Here is a 19,675-nt window from a genome sequence, read left to right on the forward strand (position 1 = left end):
TGAATTATAATAAATCACCCTCTTTATTTCCATATTTTATCTCTTTATAATCTCTTTTAATTTTACGATAATTTCATATACAAAGTATAAATAGGAAAGTCTTTATATCTTTCTTTTGTCTCGTTATCCAGTTTATTCCAAAACAAATCAGCTTGCGGTTTCGATTTTAATAACACTGATGAACCGAAACAAAGTTCATAGTTATCATTACTATTTACTAAAATATTGCTTAGAATCTCCATTTCTTTGCTGTTTAATTTACGAACTCTAGATTTTATTTGAAGGTCATTTATTATAGCTATCTCACTATTTTGGGAGTATTTTAAGTTCCAATTAGAAAGACATTGTGCCCAATTAAGCAATAACTCTCTTCTAGAAACATCTTCTGCCATGTCAGCAGCAATAACTATTTTTATAATAGTGTTATTAGCATCTTCAAATTTCAAGTCATTATCAACTAATATTTGATATGAGGCAATAACCGAATCAAAATTACAATTATCTATTTTTAGCCAATCGTTAGGTTCAAAAACTTCAAAAATTGAAATATCTGAAGAATCTTTACCCTCACCTCTCCTACACCAGGGAATTTCAGTAAAGATATCAATCATAGTTCCGTTCTTATCTATTGTAAAATTATATAAGGCAATAATATGGATATTAGCAATTCTTAGATGAAGTAATTTAGATTCATTATAATCTAAGGCAACCTTCTTCTTTAGAACAAGACCTGAATTAAGGATATTTAGATTTTTTTGAGATTGTTTATCAAAGTAGTTTAGATCAAGATCCTTTTGTACACCCATATTTTCCAAGAAGTTAGAAATCTGTCTCAAATCCTTTATATCGCTATCTAAATTCCGTGAAGTAATATCCGATATTGACTGATTATCTAGTTCTATTTTATTTCCATTGAGATTGAAATATCCTACTCTTCCTAGCTCTTGAAGTACCTCCGTACACTCCATGGCTTTTGAGAGCATATTAGACCTTGTATAATTAAATTTAAATATTTTTTTATTTACATCAAAGGACATTTTAAAGCATTCACCAAAATGTAGTTGTACACTCCCATCAGGGAATCGATGTCTTTTTACATCTTGAAAAGTAAAATCTCCAATTGTAATAATTAAATCAGTTTCCTCGTAAGTTTCGACAACCTTTATTGTATTTTCAAGTGGTATTTCAATACCAGTTAAAGGATCTTTATAATAAATGAAGAGATCGTGTTCTTTCTGATAGTTAAATATCTCTCCTTTTCCTTGTCCATAAAAATAGAATTTAAGATTATTATCGTCAGAGATATCTTCAACTGAGATACCATCAGTATTTATGAAGCTATACTGTCTCTGACTATTATTTATAAAATCCACTAACATTGGATACATCTTTTTTTCATCTAGTTTAAATATCTGTATGGACAGTTTCTTACTATTTGTAGATTTATTTTTTAATTTACTTTTTTTGAGCAAATCTTTTATAGAAAAAGGAGGCAATGATTTATAATAGATTTCTCGTAAGTCATTATTCTCACTCAACCAAACTACAAATAAAACTACGCCGCCATTTGATTTATATAATTCTAAATCTCTAGCATCTAATGGAAAGGATTTTAACACATCTTTTTTCTGTCTAGTGGTTTTAATCTGAACAGGTACTTTACCTAATATTTCGTCTTTCTTCTCACTCGATGATTTAAGAACATGAATTTCTCCATCCCACACTGGAGTTTTATCATTTCTATCAAAATAAGATTGAAGTAACTCATGCTTATCTATAAATGTCGACAGATATGAAACACCTAATGTCTCAATTTTTCTATTATTTGCCAAATCCGCACCTCGAAAAATAGCTTTATATACTTTATATTATAACATTAACAAAGAAAAACTTATATACTATAATTACAACTATTTAACTTAAACTGAATATTATAAACTTAAAAAATACTGTTCATTAATAATTACAAAATAAATAGACCAGTTTCCTGATCTACTTTATTCTATATTCATTGACTTTTGGTCACACTTTGGTCAAAAATTCCAAAAATACTAACTTATTTAAAAAAACTAACTTGTGATGATTGCCTATAAACAAACACTTTGAATTTTCTTTTTTTTCTTTACATTTCTAAAAATGCCCCCTATGGATATTATGGAGCCTATTTTGTTGTAGAAAAAAGTCCCATATCATCTATAATGAAAAGCGACTAAACAACTCATTAGAAACTAAATGGAGGCTAAACAGAACTTATTTTAGAACACTCCATCTTTTCCACTAGGATTTTCAAGAATTAAACAATACTAGAAACTCTGTCTCCTAACAAATTTAGGAGAAACTTCAACAGATGTGACACTTTCCCCTTTAATAATTGCTAAAACACCTTCTATCATTTTTTGGGCTAACATAGCATAATTAGGAGAAATAGTAGACAGAGCTGGAGTATAATATTGCGAAATAGGAATATTATCGAATCCAATTATTGAAATATCATCAGGAATGGTAATCCCCTTCTCATAGCACGCACGAATCAGCCCTTGAACCTTCTCATCCCCAGAAACAAATATCATATCCGGATGATTTTGATTAGATAAATTATTTATTGCATATGAATAAACTGAATCAATTGTAGTTAAGCCATAAATAACTTGCAAATCCATTAAATAATTTTTATCAGTCAAAAAAGTACGAATACCTTTTTCACGATCCTTATTAACAAGAGATTCCCCTCCCATAAGTAACAACATACTTTTAATATTCTCTTTTGTTACTAATTCCATCATATCATAAGTGGCTTGAAAATTGTTATTAGATACATAAACAACATCAGGTGTTCGAGATTCTCCAAAAACTATAAAAGGCATATTATTCTTCTGTAAATAATTAATCCGAATATCGTCTTTACTTTCATAAAATACTATTACTCCATCTATTAAGCTTCCTGTACTTGAAATTATTGAATTCCTAATCGTATCTTCTTCACCAAAGTATTCAACAATAGCGTTTACACCAAACTCTTTACAAGTTTGTAGAACTCTATCTAGTAAAGTTTGAAACCAAATCAAGGGAAAAGAATCAATCTTTTTAACGGAAATCAAAATATTTGTAGTTTCTTTCTTAGTCAAATTTTTTGCATATGCATTTGGAACATACGACAACTCATCAATGACTTTTTGAATAGCTCGATAAGTTTCTTCTTTTACCTTTTCACCACCGTTAATAACACGTGAAACAGTTTTTGGAGAAAAACCTGATAAATTCGCAATATCATAAATAGTTACCTTTTTACCGTTTAAATTTTTCACTTTAGTCCTCCATTTATGATTTATCTAATATCATTATACAATATTTACTTTTTTTAACAAGAGAATTTAGTAAAACATTTTAATGTATCTTAACAAAAACTTTAATTTCAAAATTTTCTATTTTATACTCTATTCTTTCGATTCAAAAAAATAACATTGACAATTAAAATTTTTATTCTTTACAATTTTTTCTACTTCACAACTGATAAACTTGTATGAAAATAACTTACCACGAAAATATAAAAAATCATTTTCGGTAAAATCCATTGAAACTATAAAAGTATCTAATAACATTTGGACATAGCAGTCTAAGATCGGAATAATCTTTTCCTTAACAATAACTTTTGCTAATATATCATCAGCTGGTAAAGAAGACGAAAATACAATTTCACAAACATCATAAAAAGAATGAAATCTATATACTTGCACTAAAGAATTATATTCAAAATACGTTATTCTTCCACAGTCAAAATTAATATTATATACCTTCATTTATGTTTATCCTTATACTTTGCAAATAATTTCGAGTCAATTATCACCTAAAAAACAAAGGGACAAGAATAACTGCCCCTTTGTTTATTCTATATCAACTAACTTCTTCGACATAAATAACACCAACAATATTTGCTATTTCTTCCATTAGTTTAAGATGTTCAAACTTACCTGAAAGTTCTAGAGTCATAAATGATGCTATTCTTTTGTCTGGAACATCAAAATATTCAATTCTTTCAGAATTAACATCTCCAAAAGCAGTTCTTGAATCATTCAATCGAATTCCATTTTCTGCACAATAAACTAATACTCGATTATATGCCTCAGTAGATTTAACTACAATATATAATTCAATAACTTTTGAACGACTTTGAAGATATTTTTTTAAAGGCTGAAACATAGAAATCACACTCCACACAGAAATAGCTACTAACAGAGCACCTTCATAAAAACCTACTCCAATAGCTAAACCTATTCCTGCAGAAGCCCAGATTCCTGCTGCAGTTGTCAGACCAGTAACCTTCTTTTTATCTGTGATAAGAATTGTTCCAGCTCCAAGAAAACCAACACCAGAAATAACTTGAGCACCTAAACGTGTCGGATCTCCTGTTCCAAACTTATAAGATACAAATTCATTAGTCATCATAATCAAACAAGCAGCCATACAAACGATACTATGTGTACGAATACCTGCTGGTTGAGATTTACTTCCTCTTTCTAAGCCAATAATACTTCCAATGACCAAAGATAACACGACTCTAATAATAATTTCAATGTATGATAGTCCAATGCTGGATGATTGCATTACTATTTCCTTTTCTTACCACGCGGTCTCTGTGTGAAGTACAATACAGTTCCTGAAATAATCATTAGAACAATTGTATAAACAAATACAAGAGCTTGTGCATTAGATGTTGCTGTTTCATCACCTGCAGAACGAATCGTAATACCTAATGGTTGAGCCAATGGATGATAAAGGAATACAGATAAATCGAAATCGGTCAATAAAGAGTTAAAGTTGAGTGCGATAACAGAAAGAACTACCGGCAAGATGAAAGGAATAATAACCTTCATCATTGTGTAAAATGGTGAAGCCCCCATACTTCTAGCAGCATCCTCCATCTCATCATCAACACTAAATAAGATTGCACGTACCATTCTATAAGAGAATGGAATTTTTACAACAATATAAGCGATTAGCAAAATTACTAAACTACCAACTAGAATCTGGTTAAAGACTAAAAGTTGAGGTTGGTTGAAAGTGAACAATAAACTAACTGCTAGAAGTGTACTTGGTAATAGCCAAGGAAGAAGAGCTCCGTATTCGAACAAGAAATCAAATCGAGTTTTATGTTTACGAACTACTCGCGCAAACACAACAGCAAGAACTGTTGCAGTAGTTGCTGCAATGATAGAATATATAAAGCTGACTAGGAATGGAGAAAACGCAACACTATTACTAAAGAACAATCTGTAATTATCAAGAGTAAAGTTTGATAATGATAAGTTTCCTGACTGTATTGCAACTGGGTCAGTAAATGAATACAATACAATGAAAATCAATGGTAACATGAAAACAGTGAACAAAGCATAAGCAACAATATGTGCAATGATATTCCATGGTTTAGATGTGATTTTTTGTTTTTTCAAAGGTGCTTTCGTTTTAGAAATAGAAATATAATTTCCGCCTTTTTCGATCTTGTTCATAATAGTAAGCAAAATCGTAGTGGCAATACCCAAAATAATTGCTAGAAAGGCGGCTAAGTCACGAGAATTTCCCATTCCAGCAAATGTTATGATCATTGGGTTAATAGTTTGGAATTCTTTCCCACCAACAATCATAGGTGCTGCTACTGCTGATAACCCACTTAGAAAAACCATAATTGTCAGAGCGAATAAAGTAGGAATTAGAGTTGGCAATACTACTTTTCTAAACACTGTAAATGGTTTGGCACCCATATTACGTGCAGCTTCAATAGTATGATAGTCTACACTTCGAATTGTATTGGTTAGGAATAAGGTGTGATTAGCAGTACCAGAAAATGTCATAATAAATAGAACTGCACCATAACCAATAAACCAGTTAGGATCTAAAGATGGAATAATACTTTGTAAAAATTTGGTAATCATTCCATATGGTCCATAAACGAATTTATAACCAGTAGCCAAAACTACTCCACCGTAGATTAGTGACGTCATGTATCCTAGTTTTAATATTTTAGCTCCTTTAATATCAAAATATTCTGTAAACAATACACAAAGTACACCAACAACATTAACAGTTATAATTAGTGAGAATGCTAACTTGAAACTGTTAAAAATACTCTGAATCGCACGTTGAGATTTAAAAGCTCGTTGTACGACATCAAGTGAAAACTCCCCACCTTTCACAAATACATTAACTACTAAATCAAAGTTTGGATAAATGATGAAAGTTACCAAGAACCAGATTAAGCCTAAACGAATGAGCCAATCTTTCCAATTTAATTTATGACGCATACTGCCCCTCCTTAAAATTGCAGAACGTCTGATGGTGTGATAAATAATTCCACACTTTCTCCGACAGATCTAATAGCTGACTGACTATCGATACTTGTTACATTAAGAATTTGGTTTTCAGATACCTGAACAGTATAGTGAATTGTAACTCCTGAAAATTCAACATCAATAATTGAACCTTTTAAGACAAAATCCTGATCCGTTTCACGTTTGAAGCGAACTTTTTCTAAACGAATGTAACCTTTTTTATCTTCCAAAAAAACATGAGCATTATTTAGAAGAATTCCGTGAACAGTTTCATCTGTAAGTACGTTAATATCTCCAATGAAATCACATACAAATTCTGTTTGAGAATTATGATAAATTTCTACTGGTGTCCCCACTTGTTCAATAAAACCATTATTAAAAACAGCAATCCTATCAGATAGCGTTAACGCTTCCTCTTGGTCATGTGTAACATATAGAGTTGTAATTCCCAATTCTTTTTGAAGACGTTTCAACTCTTTTCTCAAATCCACACGTAATTTTGCATCTAGGTTTGACAAGGGTTCATCCAAACATAGGATTTTAGGTTCCAAAACAAGAGCACGAGCTAAAGCTACACGCTGCTGTTGTCCTCCAGATAATTCTGAAACGTTACGTTGCAATTGTTGATCTGAAATCTTAATTTTAGCAGCCACTGCAGAAACCTTGGCTTTAATAACATCTGGAGCAACTTTTTTAACTTTTAAACCAAATGCAATATTATCAAAAACTGTCATTGTTGGAAATAGTGCGTAAGATTGGAATACGATCCCGATTCCACGTTTTTCAGGCTCCAAGTGCGTAACATCTGTGCCATTAACCTCAATACTTCCAGATGAAGGGTCTAGAAAACCTACCAAAGCTCTCAAAGTTGTTGATTTACCACATCCAGAAGGTCCTAGAAAGGTAAAGAATTCTCCTTCCTGAATATCTAAATTAAGATTATCAATCGCGATAAAATCACCATATTTAATTTGAATATTATCAAATTTAATCATATTATTAACTTCCTTTACTAATATATAAAAAGTCCCTCTTAATTTCTTTTGTATGTGCAGAAACATTAGAGAGACTTGGAATTTTAAAAATTACACTTATGTCCTATTTTACATATTCAAGTTCAGCTTTTTCGACCCATTCGTCCAAATGTTTTCCAACAGCTTCCCAATCAATACTTTGTGGTTTCACTTGATCAACAAATTTCTTAGTAGCTTCTGGTAACTCTTTAACTGCCTCAGTATTTGCAGGAATAGAACCAAAGTTTTTGCTATACTCTACTTGAATTTCTGTTTGACCAAACCAATCAATAAATTCTTTAGCTAAAGCTTGTTTCTTACTAGTATTCAAAATCATTGTTTGTTCAGTTACAAACGGGACACCAATTTCAGGAGACATTACTTTAAATACAACATTGTGTTCTTTCTGTCCAACTAATGCACCAGAACCCCACATCATTCCATACTGGATTGGGTCATCCTTATCCAACATTTTAACAATTGAACTTTCACCCTTTTGAAGAGTGTACGCATTTTCCAAATATTCTTTAGCTGCTTGCCAACCTTTTTCAGAAACACCCAATTCTCCTTTATCATCTAGATAACGAACAAGGATACTTGCCAAGAAAGCACGCCCTGTTCCACCTGAGAGCCCCGAAATTGAATATTTACCTTTATACTTGCTACCTAACTCAGTCCAATCTTTAGGCATTTCAGTAACATCAGGAGCACCAATCAAAACTAATGGTTGAACAATTACAGGATTGTAATAATTATCTTTATCTGATAAAGATTGGTCAATTTTATCTAACCATTTAGGTTTATACTGTACCAATAATTTTTGATCTCTAATTTTATTTGAATCAACAGCTCCAATACCAAATACCATATCAGCAACTGCATTATTCTTCTCAGCAATAACACGATCTGCCAACTGAGCACCTGGAATGTCAACCATTTTAATATTGAAACCAGCTTCTTTTGCTTTAGCAGTTAGCCAATCTCCACGTCCGTTTGAAACAGAGTTAGAATAAATTACTAATTCTTGGCTCTTATCAGCTTTTTCTTCTGATTGAGGTGTATCGTTCGAAGAATTTGATGAATTAGTTGAACCACCTGAACATGCTGCCAATGTTGTAACCGCAACCCCTGCAGCTAAAAGTGATAATAATTTAGATTTTTTCATATGAAAACTCCTTTATATTTTTAATTATAATTTTTTTTAAAATTTTTCACAATATGGAACAAATCGTCTCATATCTTCAAATACTGTATAATCAATACGATTTACAGTAATTACAGGAATCTTTTCAAGTAGAACTTTTGTTAATTCCTTTTTCACCTTTGTAAACTCTTCATTTTCATCTTCCGTTAATGGAACTCGAAGATATCCAATTGAGATATGGAATTGATAGCGATCATGATTAGGGAATCGAACACCTGCTTTTTCTGAAACATACGTTCTAATTTCTTCTAATCGTTTAGCTGATTTTTCATCTGCTGGTTCAACTAAAATGTTTTGATTGCCCATTTCAGTAACTCGCATATGAATATCTTCGTTGAGTAATGGGAAGATTTCTAGTTGCTTAGCAAAGTAATCATGAATTTCTTGTAATGGTGTATCTAGTGGTAGATGACTACTCCAAAATTCAGACTCACGATTTTCGTGACAAAGTAACTCTATTACTGTCATATGAATAGAATCTCTTGGAGTTAATGTAAATTTATCTATAAATGGCAACTCTCTATAACGTGATTGAATGATATCAACAACTTCCATCAAATCTGAATTAGTATAAAGATTTGCAACAACTGTATTCCCTGGGAAATGATTGAATTCCCCGTTCTCTTTGAACTTAATTTTTGTTAAGTTTTTCATAAAAAGACCTTCTTTTTTATTTTTGACATCGGTGTCATTCATGTTTACATTATACAATGTAAACGATTACTTTGTCAAGCGCTTTCATAATTTTTTTTTGATTTTTTTTATATATACATATCACAAGACTATTGTGCTTTATTATTTATTGTATCCATTAGGATTTTTGGATTGCCAATTCCATGTATCTCTACACATGTCTTCAACCGTTTTCGTAGTCTTCCAATTTAACTCCTTATACGCTTTGTCTGCATTTGCATAACAAGTCGCAACGTCTCCTGATCGTCTTGGAACAATTTTATAAGGAATTGGAACCTTATTGACACTTTCAAATGTATTTACAAGTTGTAATACACTAGTTCCCTCTCCTGAGCCCAGGTTATAAATATAAACATCTGTTTTTTCGGATACTTTTTCTAAAGCTTTTATATGCCCTATCGCTAAATCCACTACATGGATATAATCGCGAACACCAGTACCATCTACCGTATCATAATCATCTCCAAAAACACTTAGCTCTGATCGCTTGCCTACAGCTACTTGTGCAATAAAAGGCATCAAGTTGTTGGGAATTCCAGAGGGGTCTTCACCAATAAGCCCAGACTCATGAGCCCCAATCGGATTAAAATAACGAAGCAATGCAATACTCCACTCTGAATCTGCTACATGAACATCTTTTAAAATTTGTTCAAGCATCACTTTGGTGTACCCATAAGGGTTTGTTGCACTTGTCGGCATTGTCTCAATGAGGGGTGATTGATTGTGAATGCCGTATACAGTCGCACTCGATGAAAATACAATCTTCTTAACTTTAAACTCTGACATCACTTCAACAAGAGCTAATGTGCTCATAATATTATTTTCGTAGTACATCACAGGCTTTTGCACGGATTCGCCGACAGCTTTGTATCCTGCAAAATGAATTGCAGCGTCAATTGATTCTTGTTCAAATACTTTTCTCAATGATTGTTTATCGCAAACATCAAACTCGTAAAACGTAGGACGTTTTCCTGTAATTGCTTCAATACGATCTAACACTAAGATGCTAGAGTTCGAAAGATTATCAACAATGACAACTTCCTTCCCTAAATTTAATAATTCTACTACGGTATGGCTACCTATATAACCAGCTCCGCCTGTCACCAATATTGCCATTTGGGTTCCTCCTAATTAATTCCAACCGACTTAACAAATCTCATAAATGCTTCATGTCCAAACGGAGTATTCTTATAAACGCCAGCATCTTCGAGAACTCTCGCAAACACTTGTCCTACTTCGTGTTGAACTACGCGATTAACCTCTTCTTTTTTAATATTAGGATATTTTTCTTTCAATTGATCAGCCCATTCTAAATGATAGTTTGCAATTGAATTTTTTTCTCCTAAAAGATATTTTTCAACTTCTTCTAACTCTGTTTTCAAACGAGGTGGTAAAATCGCAAGTCCCATCACTTCGATTAACCCGATATTTTCCTTTTTAATATGTTGTACATCTTGATGAGGGTGGTAAACACCATCTGGGTATTGTTTAGTAGTATGGTTATCTCTCAGAACAATATCCAATTCATATCTTCCATCCACTTTACGAGCAATAGGAGTCACCGTATGGTGTGGAATATCTTCAGTCTTAGCAATGATGTCTACTTCTAAATCTGAATATTCTCTCCAGATATTTAGGATTTTAGTAGCTAATTCTACCAAACGATTTTTATTTTCACCTTGTAGCCTAATCACTGACATCGGCCACTTTACAATACCTGCTTTAACATCCTCAAAGTCTTTAAAAAGAAATTCTCTCTCAATTTTTGCTTTTTCCATTGGGAAAATATGTTTTCCTCCCTGGTAGTGATTATGACTAAGAATAGAACCTCCTGAGATAGGAAGATCAGAATTTGAACCAGCAAAATACCCTGGTAAAATATCAACAATCTCCAATAATTGTTCAAATGTTTTGGACGTAATAGCCATTGGTACATGTTGACTATTCAAGAATATCGCATGCTCATTAAAATATGAGTATGGGGAATACTGGAAACCCCATACTTCGTCTCCCAGTTCCAACCGAATAATTCTATGATTAGCACGTGCTGGATAATTTATTCTCCCCTGATAACCTTCATTTTCCATACAAAGTAAACATTTTGGATAATTAGATGACTTTACCAATTTCTCTGCTGCGATTGTTTTCGGATCTTTTTCCGGTTTTGATAAATTGATTGTAATTTCAAGTGAACCATAATTAGTTTCAGTATGAAAAGCTATATTTTTAGCGATAGCTGACAATTTAATATAGTCGCTATCTTTACTTAACTGATAGAACTCTTCAACTGCTTCCTGTGGCGAAACATCATATGAACTCCAAAAAATATCATTAAGGCGACTTGGTAATGGAACGATAAAATTCATCAGCTCTGCACCTAAACATTCCTTTGCCTCAGCTAAATCAGCAATTTTACCATTCTTTAAAGCTATTTCTACTAAATTGTCTTTTAATTTTTTAAGATCACTATCATTTGAAATCTTATCAGTTCCTTCTTCACCGATTAAAGCCAATATTCTATTTTTTATATATATTTGGTCCATCGATTTATAAATTCCATATTCAATAACTTTATTAGCAAAATTATCTACTATTGTCTGCATATATACTCCTCTTTAACTATAATACTCCAATTTCCTGATAATCTAACCATTTATAAATAGATTTTGTTGTATGGGACATCTTATCAAGAATATTAATAACTTCTAAAAATACAATAGCTTCATCAACATTTGAGGATTCAATAAGAAAGTTCTCTACTACTTTGTCTCCTAGTTTTTGACATAGACCAGATATCAACTTACATTTTTTATTATAGTCATATACGTCAGGTTCATAGTTTCTATTCTTATACCATGTTAGAGTTTTCTTTAAGTGATCCCCTAGAATAAAATGTATTTTTAGCATTTCATAAAATAATGGTCCCCATTCATGCATTGTATGAATATTTTTTAAATTCTTAACTATTTCAATGATTCGATCACCAATACGTTCAATATCTGTGGATAATTTTACTATAGTTATAATTTTTCTCAAATCAACAGAAACAGGATGTTGTAAACAGATGAGTTCAATACCTTTCATATCTATTGTAACAACTGCTTCATTAATAACTAAATCATTATCTATAATACTTTGTTTTTGAACTTCGGTTAAGTCATCAAATATCATTTCATATTTTTTTATTATAGAAACCCATATATCTTCTAGATTATTAGACAACTCAATAATTTCATTGTCAAAATGCTTTCTCAACATTATCTAACCTCAATAATCAATTGCACTATAAAGAACTCGTATAGATAACTGTCTTTATAGTTCATCATATGATGAAATTATTTTAAACATTAATTATCAAAATACTTGCATCATCTTTTTTACCATAAATAGGATCAATATTTGTAGATTCTTTTCTCATTTCAATTAACTCTCCAAAATTGTAGCCTGAATTTTGAGTATAAAAATCGTAAAAACCATCAGTCATTAAAACAATATGATTACTAGTTACTTCCAAACTACCATTGATAACATGATTTATACTACTTTTGTCTAGTGAACCTATCCAATATCCATCTGGTTTATTAGCTAGCTTCCTAATATTTTGTAATATAGTCTTTTTATCAACTTCATCATTAGATTTGATTGAAAATTTTCCTTGTTCAAAAAGGCAATCTACTCTATGGTCTGTAATAGTTTGATTGTTGACTATCATAACACAATCGCCAATCATTATGTATTCTAATTTTAAACCAGATAATTTCGCAAAAATAAAGGCAAAAGTTGGTAACTGGTAATAATCATCAAACTCACACTTATCTATCTCTATTATTTTTCTAACGTCATCCAAAACAAGCTCGAAAATTTTCTTCAATGATAACGAATCGTCACAATACTGCTTGAGACATTCAGAAATAAGGTGAGATACTTCTGAAACTGAATAACCTATAGAGTCTTTTGAATTAAATAAATCTGTTGCTCCATCTATAATCCAGAAATATTGATTTTTGTAATCTACGCTATCTTCGTTCTCTATAGTGCTACCTTGTATTGAGCATATTCTATCTATCTTCATAATGACGTTTAAAACTCCTTTGTCCAAATAGAAGGAAAATTCCAATAATAGTTAAAAGCAACTCAACCATTTTATTTAATCCAGTTTTTGGTAATGCATGTTGATTATTTTTTGTCTTAACTACTTCACTAACATTAGTTACGTCATATTTTTTTTGTGAAATTTCTCCTGTTACTACATTACCTGAATCATGATTTGATTTTTCAATTTTATCATCTACACTATTTACTGAGTAATTATTAGCTAAATTATTATTGTTTTCAGCTACAGGTTTTATTTCCTCTACATGCTTATCTGAGTGGTTATCTGAGTGATTAACTGAATTTTGCGAAAAGATTTTATAACTTTCATTCTCAGTTATAATATTAAAATCACCGACACTATTATTTGTGTCTGAACTGGTCCCATTAAAATCAGTTTTAAGTAAAGAAACATGATTTCCAGTTAAATTGGAAAGTTGGTTATTTAAGACAGTGATACTTCCAGCGGATTCTTCAATTACGATTCCGTCTTTACCTCCTGAAATGATATTATCAGACACTACCAAATTGTCGCTGACTCTTAACATTTCAATATTTGGCTGTTCAGGATTTTTCGAATTATTACGAATGATATTCTTTGTTACAGTAATATCAGTTACTTTTCCAAGATAATCTGCACTATCTTTTGCAACTCGTATTGCTTTAGTGTTAGAATCAGCAATATTAAATACATTTCCAGTAATAGTCACATGTTTATTCAAATCTAATATATCTTTAACATTTTTATAACTATAAGCATTAACTAAAGCGGCACCATTTTCACGATAGTGTCCACTTTCCTCTTTAGTTTTCTTATCAAACCTATTTCCTTTTATTAAAATATCAGTAAATCCTGTAAAGCGAACACCCGCATACATCATATTATCAAAATGATTATTTAGAATTTTAATATTTGAAGGATTTTCAGTTGTTGCAGTTTGATAATGTGTCCCAATTGCAGTTACTAATTCACCTGATTTTTCACTTTTACCAAAATAAGAATTTTGAATTGTTACATTTTCAGATTTTTGACCATTATCATTTAATGCATATGGAAAGCCTTTTCTGGTTAATGGCTCTATTTGAATAGACTCCTTACTGATAATCTGACCATCCTTCATAGTCTTAGGGAGAGCTTGTCCCAAAAACCGAGAGTTGTCTACTAGTACATTTTTTGAACCTGCAATTTGAATGGCATGTCCCTGATAGCTATCTTTAAAGGTTACATTACTTATTGTTACGTTTTTTGAATTTCCTATAGCAAAGGCTCCTGAAGAATTAATCAAAGGGAGATTCTTAGCTTTTGTCCTCTCTTCATTCAAAGCTCCGTTCATATCAATTGTTCCACCAGAGTAACTGATATCTTCGGTTGGTTCCCACTCAACTTGATCTCCATCATCAGTGAATAAACCTGTCATGAATACAATAGAAGGATGATTTTTGATATTGATACCATTTAATATTGTAGCTTTTTCATGTACTTCTAGGTGTGTATGACTTCTCAAAAAGACAATTTCTTTAACTAAATAAGTCCCCTCAGGAAAATATACTTTTCCTCCACCTAATCCTTTAGCAGCTGCATCTATTGTATCTTGAATTGCTTGTCTGTCATCATTAACCCCATCGCCTACTGCACCATAATCTTTTACATTTAAAGCCGAAACTTCAATTCCTTTTTCTAAGGCAGTGTTACTCTCTCGCACTTCATTACTATTAGAGGTATCTGCAACTTCGTTCTCAGAACTAACTGACTTTGAATAAGTACTAATAAAATCAGTCAAACTGTCATGTTTACTAGTTAAGGAACCTTCTAAAGTTTTGATAGTTGAAGTAGAAAGGTCACTATTAGAAACAAGAGGAGAATCTTTCATTTCATCTTCAAAAGTTCCAGTATTTACCCCATCTTCTTTATATTCTTTATTAGGTATCAAAGGAGAATCAACATTACTATCGGTTAATTGTGAAGTAGAAGAGTCAATCCCAGTAGGTTTATCATAATTATTAGTTGATGAGCTTTCTAAACTATTGGTGGTTGAAGTAGAAAGCTTATTCATAGATATCTGTGAAGTACTTGTAATAACTTCATCAGCAAAAACACTTTGTACCCCCAAGAATGAAACCGCTACCAAAACAGAGCACAATCCAACCTTAAGTTTCCGAATACTAAAAACCTCATTGTGAACAAAATGCTTCATAAAACACCTCCAAATTTTTTATTGTTTTTTTACTATGTATCACTAAATTTTTTTACATCAGACAAAATGACACCGCTGTCATTAATCTTATCATATATTTTCTAAATAAAATTGTCAAGGGATAACACAATAAAATACAACATTTTTTTAAAGCGTAATCATATTTAAAACTTTATATCTGTTCTATAAACCAAAAATATTATTTAGTCTCTTCCAACATTTTTAAATGGACAGAACAATTTCATAGTGAAAATGATAAAATATTTTTTAATAACTCTTAATACTGTTTCACAAAAAATAGACCAATTTCTTGATCTACTTTACTTTATATTAATTTCTAAAAATTTAATTTTGGTCAAAATTTGGTCATGATTTGGTCAAAAAAACAAAAAATACTAAATTATTTTTAAAAATTAACTTGTGATGATTGCCTTAAAATAAACACTTTGCATATTCTTTGCTTTTCTTTGCATTACTTAAAATGCCCCCTGCAGGAATCGAACCTGCAACTACTCCTTAGGAGGGAGTTGTTATATCCATTGAACTAAGGGAGCTAGATAAAAACTCTGCTGAATAAGCAGAGTTTTTTAGTCGAATTAACGACGAATTTCTTTGATACGAGCTGCCTTACCTTGAAGTGCACGCAAGTAGTACAATTTCGCACGACGTACTTTACCGTAACGAACAACTTCAATCTTTTCAACACGTGGAGTGTGGATTGGGAAGATACGCTCAACACCTACACCGTTAGAGATTTTACGAACTGTGTAGTTTTCTGAGATGCCAGCACCTTTACGTGCGATAACAACACCTTCAAAAATCTGGATACGTTCACGGTTTCCTTCGACAACTTTCGCGTGTACACGAACAGTGTCACCAGGACGGAATGATGGAATATCTGTACGAAGTTGACCTTCAGTCAAGCTTTGGATTAATGGATTCATTTTATTCTCCTATCTTTGTCAATCTTGAGGAACCTTCCTCAGCGGATAAACTGTATTTTTGTGCGTCCATTACGCACAAGATACAGTTTACCAAATTTCCACCTAAAAGTAAAGAAATTTATAGCAGAAGTTTGTGTCTATTCTTTTGAGGTAGTAAAAAAATACATCAAAAACGGAAATGTAAAAACAAGGCTAAACAATTTTACTTGCTCAGCCTTGACATCTACTAAAATTTCTGATAGTATTAATCTTACTGATAAACAAGCACCAATTGTTTATCTTTATGAGAGGTACGTTGCTGCGTGCCTCTTTTTAGTTATAAGAATATTATACACTATTTCTTCCTGTAAGTCAAGAGTTTGAACCGTTTTGAAGCATACTATCTATTTATTTTTTTCCCTACAAAACGTTGTTTATCTCTCTGCTTTCGCCCCTTCCAAGAAGCATTTACAATCGTTCCTAAACTCCTTGGAGCTTGATTAATCTTTTTTCGTACTTTTGCACTGCTCATTCCTTCTGAGTGGTATTTTTCATATTCATTTCTCCAATTACCAAAAAATAAATCTCGGAGTTCTTGATTGTAAGACAGCAAAATAAGATGGGACATCGCATCGGCATGGTTTAATGACCAATACATCCCTCTATTTTTCATCCGATAACTTATTTTGCGATGCTGACTTTCCATGATTCCTAAACTTGCTGTATCTAGATTCCTCTGTTCAGGTGGCTGCGTATATTTAAAATTTCCAAGAATTCTATTCTTAAAAACCGTAAAGGTATCAATCTTTTTTTCGTTCCGATTAAGCAGGACTAATGATTCTAGAGTATCAATAGCTGTTTTCAATTTCTGCTTGCAATGGCTATCTATAGCTTTCATAAATTGATCTAGTAGCTCTTCTGAATACGGCTTGACCAACTTTTTTATTTCTTTGTTTAGATGGTATCTATCCCAAAAATGTTGATGATGCTTAATTCCTAGATCATTTGATATCTCTTTAAATAAATGTGGAGTATATCCATGACCCATATCTGAATTTGTCACAAGTAGAGTATCTGATGTAATTTTAAAGTGATTATAAATATAATCTACTACTTTTTTCCTTGCTATTCGATTATTGGATGACACAATTTCCACCTTATTTTTTAAAATTTTCCTCTTTCCGTACTCCTCCGTTCCAGTATGGATGACAAAATGAGATAATTCTTTATTCTGTTGTTCTTTTTCACGTCCACTGACCTTTATCCAGACACCGTCCCCTTCAAGATAAATAACAGGAGCCTCAATTTTTTTGACAGGTACTTCATCGCTATAGAAACGATAATTTTCTTTTTCATTTAACAATTGACTTGCTAGTTTAATCGCTTTTAACACCGTGTCTTTAGTAATATAAACCTGGTACATCAGTTCAATAACTTCCACTACTTTCCGATACGGTAACATTGTAGCTAGTTTAGTGATTTGATACAGCAGTTCTTTGGAATAGGCAATACGTTTCTCCAAACCTAACTTCTCATCTACTGGAATCCTACATTTCCCATTCTTATACCAGCGCCTTCTTGAAAAAGTTACCTGGCCAAACGTAAAAGTAACGGTTCTCTCAGCATAGTTTACAAATTTGTAGCCTCTAGCTCTCATTGTGGGAGCAATATAGTTGTCATAGTCACTTACAAATTTATGAAATCCTTGTAGATTTTTCTCTTTAAATTTCTCTACAAATTCTCTTTCATCAATAATTTTTGTATCCAAATTAAAAACACTCCCAACTAAAATCATAATAAAAAAGTATAAAGATTTTAGTTCAAGAGTTCAAATGTTATTTGTCAGCAAAGATAAAAACCTTCCCTATAAGGAAAGGTTTTTTGATTAAAATTATAATTACAATTATATTTATATTTATAGTGATAGGTTTTCAATCAGTTTATCAAGGTAATCTGATGCAGACTTTGCGCCGGCTGCTTTAGCAATTTCATCCAATTTTTTCCGATTGCTTGGTTTCAAAGTAAACTGAAATTGTTTCTTACGTTCAAAGCTTTCAAACTCAACTGCGACTTCATTTGGAGTCCGATCAAGTTGGCTGCTCGCTTCAATGATCTGTGATATTTCTTTTTCCTTAGGGGTAAATGCCATGATAATCTCCTTCTAATTATATTTATAATTGTATTTGTGTTTATAAATATAATTATATTGTATCATAAATTTTTGAAAAAGTCTGCTCCAGCTCAATGAAAAACTTTTTGTGTTTTTGATAAAGTTCTGGATTTTCCTCCATATCTGCAATAGAGATTTTATCAATCGTGGAATGATTGAATAACTCTTTTGCTGGTACAATTCCTAGAAGGTTGTCTGTTCCCTTTTCTTTAGCTTCAAGCCCCAGAGCTTCCAGTAACTCTCTTGATGATCCATAGTTCGGTCGGATCATATTTGCTAAGAAATATAACTCAGCAGTAATGTATGATTCCCTTGTACGATAGTCAATTACATCCTTTCTGAATGCTTCTAACCGAGTTGAGAGATTGAATTTGGCATTATAACCAAACTCCGAGGGAGTCAAGGGACTAATAATAGCGTGACTGACCGCAACAGCATTTTTAGTAGCTGTTGCAAAGTCTGGTCTACAATCAATCAAGATATAGTCAAACTGATCCAACTTCTTCTTTTCGTAGTTATCCTCTAGCCAAAGATAAAGTAACATATTTTTCTTATCGCTGTTCTCCAGATCTCGTTCCACCGTGTCAAGCTGAACTGAACCTGGAATTAGACTGATATTTTCCTTAACTTGTTTAATATCCACGTCGCCACCTTTAAAAGCATTGGCAATTGTATTCTTACTCTCATAGATATTATAACACTGAGTCAAATTACATTGATGGTCTAAGTCTATAAAGAGAACCTTATGACCTTTCTTAGCCAACCATTCCCCATAATTAAATGTTAAAGTTGTTTTCCCAACACCGCCCTTAATAGCGGCAAATGTAATAATTTTCATTCTATTTCTCCATTCCATCCGTAATAGCAATGGCTACACATTGTTTCTTCTTCATCTATCCACCAACAAGCTCCTTTGTCAGGAGCATAGCAAGCATTGTTCCAAGTGCAACCGCAAATTTTGCAATGAGATTTTTCTGCCATCTACCTATCTCCTTGTTATTTTCTATACTTCTATTATACCATTATAATTATATTTGTAAATATGTTTATAATTATATTTAT

The 19,675-nt window shown here is 32.0% G+C and carries 18 protein-coding genes and 1 tRNA gene; all 19 read right to left on the reverse strand.

The features are described from left to right. Positions 1-62: 62 nt before the first annotated feature. The 19 genes from B7708_RS03635 to B7708_RS03725 all read right to left on the reverse strand — a co-directional run bounded on the left by B7708_RS03635 (position 63) and on the right by B7708_RS03725 (position 19,594). Complete coding sequence (locus tag B7708_RS03635) at positions 63-1,832, reverse strand: DUF4365 domain-containing protein (protein WP_084973835.1); 1,770 nt, start codon at positions 1,830-1,832, stop codon at positions 63-65. A gap of 471 nt (positions 1,833-2,303) precedes the next feature. Further along, on the reverse strand, positions 2,304-3,305 hold the full coding sequence (locus B7708_RS03640; RefSeq protein WP_084973837.1) for a LacI family DNA-binding transcriptional regulator: 1,002 nt from the start codon (positions 3,303-3,305) through the stop codon (positions 2,304-2,306). 129 nt (positions 3,306-3,434) lie between these two features. Further along, complete coding sequence (locus tag B7708_RS03645) at positions 3,435-3,797, reverse strand: hypothetical protein (protein ID WP_084973839.1); 363 nt, start codon at positions 3,795-3,797, stop codon at positions 3,435-3,437. Positions 3,798-3,891: 94 nt separating this feature from the next. Then, entirely contained in the window at positions 3,892-4,602 is a 711-nt protein-coding gene (locus tag B7708_RS03650; protein ID WP_084973841.1) for an MgtC/SapB family protein, read from the reverse strand. A gap of 2 nt (positions 4,603-4,604) precedes the next feature. Then, a complete protein-coding gene (locus B7708_RS03655) occupies positions 4,605-6,296 on the reverse strand; it encodes an ABC transporter permease (RefSeq protein WP_084973843.1) in 1,692 nt (563 codons plus the stop codon). An 11-nt stretch (positions 6,297-6,307) separates the two neighbouring features. Beyond that, positions 6,308-7,318 (reverse strand): ABC transporter ATP-binding protein, encoded by a 1,011-nt coding sequence (locus B7708_RS03660; protein WP_084973845.1) that lies wholly within the window; start codon positions 7,316-7,318, stop codon positions 6,308-6,310. Positions 7,319-7,421: 103 nt separating this feature from the next. After that, positions 7,422-8,501 carry an extracellular solute-binding protein gene (locus tag B7708_RS03665; protein WP_084973847.1) on the reverse strand — a complete coding sequence of 360 codons (1,080 nt, stop codon included), beginning with the start codon at positions 8,499-8,501 and terminating at the stop codon, positions 7,422-7,424. 36 nt (positions 8,502-8,537) lie between these two features. Then, on the reverse strand, positions 8,538-9,194 hold the full coding sequence (locus B7708_RS03670; protein WP_084973849.1) for a DUF1868 domain-containing protein: 657 nt from the start codon (positions 9,192-9,194) through the stop codon (positions 8,538-8,540). Between the two features lie 141 nt (positions 9,195-9,335). Beyond that, complete coding sequence (gene galE, locus B7708_RS03675; RefSeq protein WP_084972183.1) at positions 9,336-10,349, reverse strand: UDP-glucose 4-epimerase GalE; 1,014 nt, start codon at positions 10,347-10,349, stop codon at positions 9,336-9,338. An 11-nt stretch (positions 10,350-10,360) separates the two neighbouring features. Then, positions 10,361-11,836, reverse strand: a complete 1,476-nt coding sequence (galT, locus tag B7708_RS03680; protein WP_084973851.1) for a UDP-glucose--hexose-1-phosphate uridylyltransferase — start codon at positions 11,834-11,836, stop codon at positions 10,361-10,363. A gap of 16 nt (positions 11,837-11,852) precedes the next feature. Further along, a complete protein-coding gene (locus tag B7708_RS03685; protein WP_084972181.1) occupies positions 11,853-12,491 on the reverse strand; it encodes a phosphate signaling complex PhoU family protein in 639 nt (212 codons plus the stop codon). Positions 12,492-12,573: 82 nt separating this feature from the next. Further along, on the reverse strand, positions 12,574-13,305 hold the full coding sequence (locus tag B7708_RS03690) for a protein phosphatase 2C domain-containing protein (protein ID WP_084972180.1): 732 nt from the start codon (positions 13,303-13,305) through the stop codon (positions 12,574-12,576). Beyond that, positions 13,292-15,520: a glycosyl hydrolase family 28-related protein gene (locus B7708_RS03695; RefSeq protein ID WP_084973853.1), complete on the reverse strand. Its 2,229-nt coding sequence runs from the start codon at positions 15,518-15,520 to the stop codon at positions 13,292-13,294. The genes B7708_RS03690 and B7708_RS03695 overlap by 14 nt, the downstream gene beginning before the upstream one ends. Positions 15,521-16,002: 482 nt before the next feature. Further along, positions 16,003-16,074: transfer RNA gene (locus B7708_RS03700), tRNA-Arg, on the reverse strand. A 42-nt stretch (positions 16,075-16,116) separates the two neighbouring features. Further along, entirely contained in the window at positions 16,117-16,464 is a 348-nt protein-coding gene (gene rplS / locus B7708_RS03705; protein WP_001068669.1) for a 50S ribosomal protein L19, read from the reverse strand. Between the two features lie 379 nt (positions 16,465-16,843). Then, a complete protein-coding gene (locus B7708_RS03710; RefSeq protein WP_084873490.1) occupies positions 16,844-18,211 on the reverse strand; it encodes an ISLre2 family transposase in 1,368 nt (455 codons plus the stop codon). Positions 18,212-18,358: 147 nt separating this feature from the next. Beyond that, a complete protein-coding gene (locus B7708_RS03715) occupies positions 18,359-18,592 on the reverse strand; it encodes a hypothetical protein (RefSeq protein WP_084925247.1) in 234 nt (77 codons plus the stop codon). 52 nt (positions 18,593-18,644) lie between these two features. Further along, positions 18,645-19,451: a ParA family protein gene (locus tag B7708_RS03720; RefSeq protein ID WP_084973855.1), complete on the reverse strand. Its 807-nt coding sequence runs from the start codon at positions 19,449-19,451 to the stop codon at positions 18,645-18,647. Further along, entirely contained in the window at positions 19,448-19,594 is a 147-nt protein-coding gene (locus B7708_RS03725) for a paraquat-inducible protein A (RefSeq protein ID WP_084973857.1), read from the reverse strand. The genes B7708_RS03720 and B7708_RS03725 overlap by 4 nt, the downstream gene beginning before the upstream one ends. Between the last annotated feature and the right edge of the window lie 81 nt (positions 19,595-19,675).

It is taken from the genome of Streptococcus oralis subsp. dentisani (assembly GCF_002096615.1).
Taxonomy (GTDB): Bacteria; Bacillota; Bacilli; order Lactobacillales; family Streptococcaceae; genus Streptococcus; species Streptococcus oralis_U.

Bases quoted from the DNA above. Each gene is read 5' to 3' on its own strand.
- B7708_RS03715 (WP_084925247.1), bottom strand. From the start codon at position 18,592: ATGGCATTTACCCCTAAGGAAAAAGAAATATCACAGATCATTGAAGCG.
- B7708_RS03690 (WP_084972180.1), bottom strand. From the start codon at position 13,305: ATGAAGATAGATAGAATATGCTCAATACAAGGTAGCACTATAGAGAAC.
- B7708_RS03665 (WP_084973847.1), bottom strand. From the start codon at position 8,501: ATGAAAAAATCTAAATTATTATCACTTTTAGCTGCAGGGGTTGCGGTT.
- B7708_RS03670 (WP_084973849.1), bottom strand. From the start codon at position 9,194: ATGAAAAACTTAACAAAAATTAAGTTCAAAGAGAACGGGGAATTCAAT.
- B7708_RS03650 (WP_084973841.1), bottom strand. From the start codon at position 4,602: ATGCAATCATCCAGCATTGGACTATCATACATTGAAATTATTATTAGA.
- B7708_RS03720 (WP_084973855.1), bottom strand. From the start codon at position 19,451: ATGAAAATTATTACATTTGCCGCTATTAAGGGCGGTGTTGGGAAAACA.
- rplS (WP_001068669.1), bottom strand. From the start codon at position 16,464: ATGAATCCATTAATCCAAAGCTTGACTGAAGGTCAACTTCGTACAGAT.
- B7708_RS03685 (WP_084972181.1), bottom strand. From the start codon at position 12,491: ATGTTGAGAAAGCATTTTGACAATGAAATTATTGAGTTGTCTAATAAT.
- B7708_RS03695 (WP_084973853.1), bottom strand. From the start codon at position 15,520: ATGAAGCATTTTGTTCACAATGAGGTTTTTAGTATTCGGAAACTTAAG.
- galT (WP_084973851.1), bottom strand. From the start codon at position 11,836: ATGCAGACAATAGTAGATAATTTTGCTAATAAAGTTATTGAATATGGA.
- B7708_RS03645 (WP_084973839.1), bottom strand. From the start codon at position 3,797: ATGAAGGTATATAATATTAATTTTGACTGTGGAAGAATAACGTATTTT.
- galE (WP_084972183.1), bottom strand. From the start codon at position 10,349: ATGGCAATATTGGTGACAGGCGGAGCTGGTTATATAGGTAGCCATACC.
- B7708_RS03725 (WP_084973857.1), bottom strand. From the start codon at position 19,594: ATGGCAGAAAAATCTCATTGCAAAATTTGCGGTTGCACTTGGAACAAT.
- B7708_RS03655 (WP_084973843.1), bottom strand. From the start codon at position 6,296: ATGCGTCATAAATTAAATTGGAAAGATTGGCTCATTCGTTTAGGCTTA.
- B7708_RS03660 (WP_084973845.1), bottom strand. From the start codon at position 7,318: ATGATTAAATTTGATAATATTCAAATTAAATATGGTGATTTTATCGCG.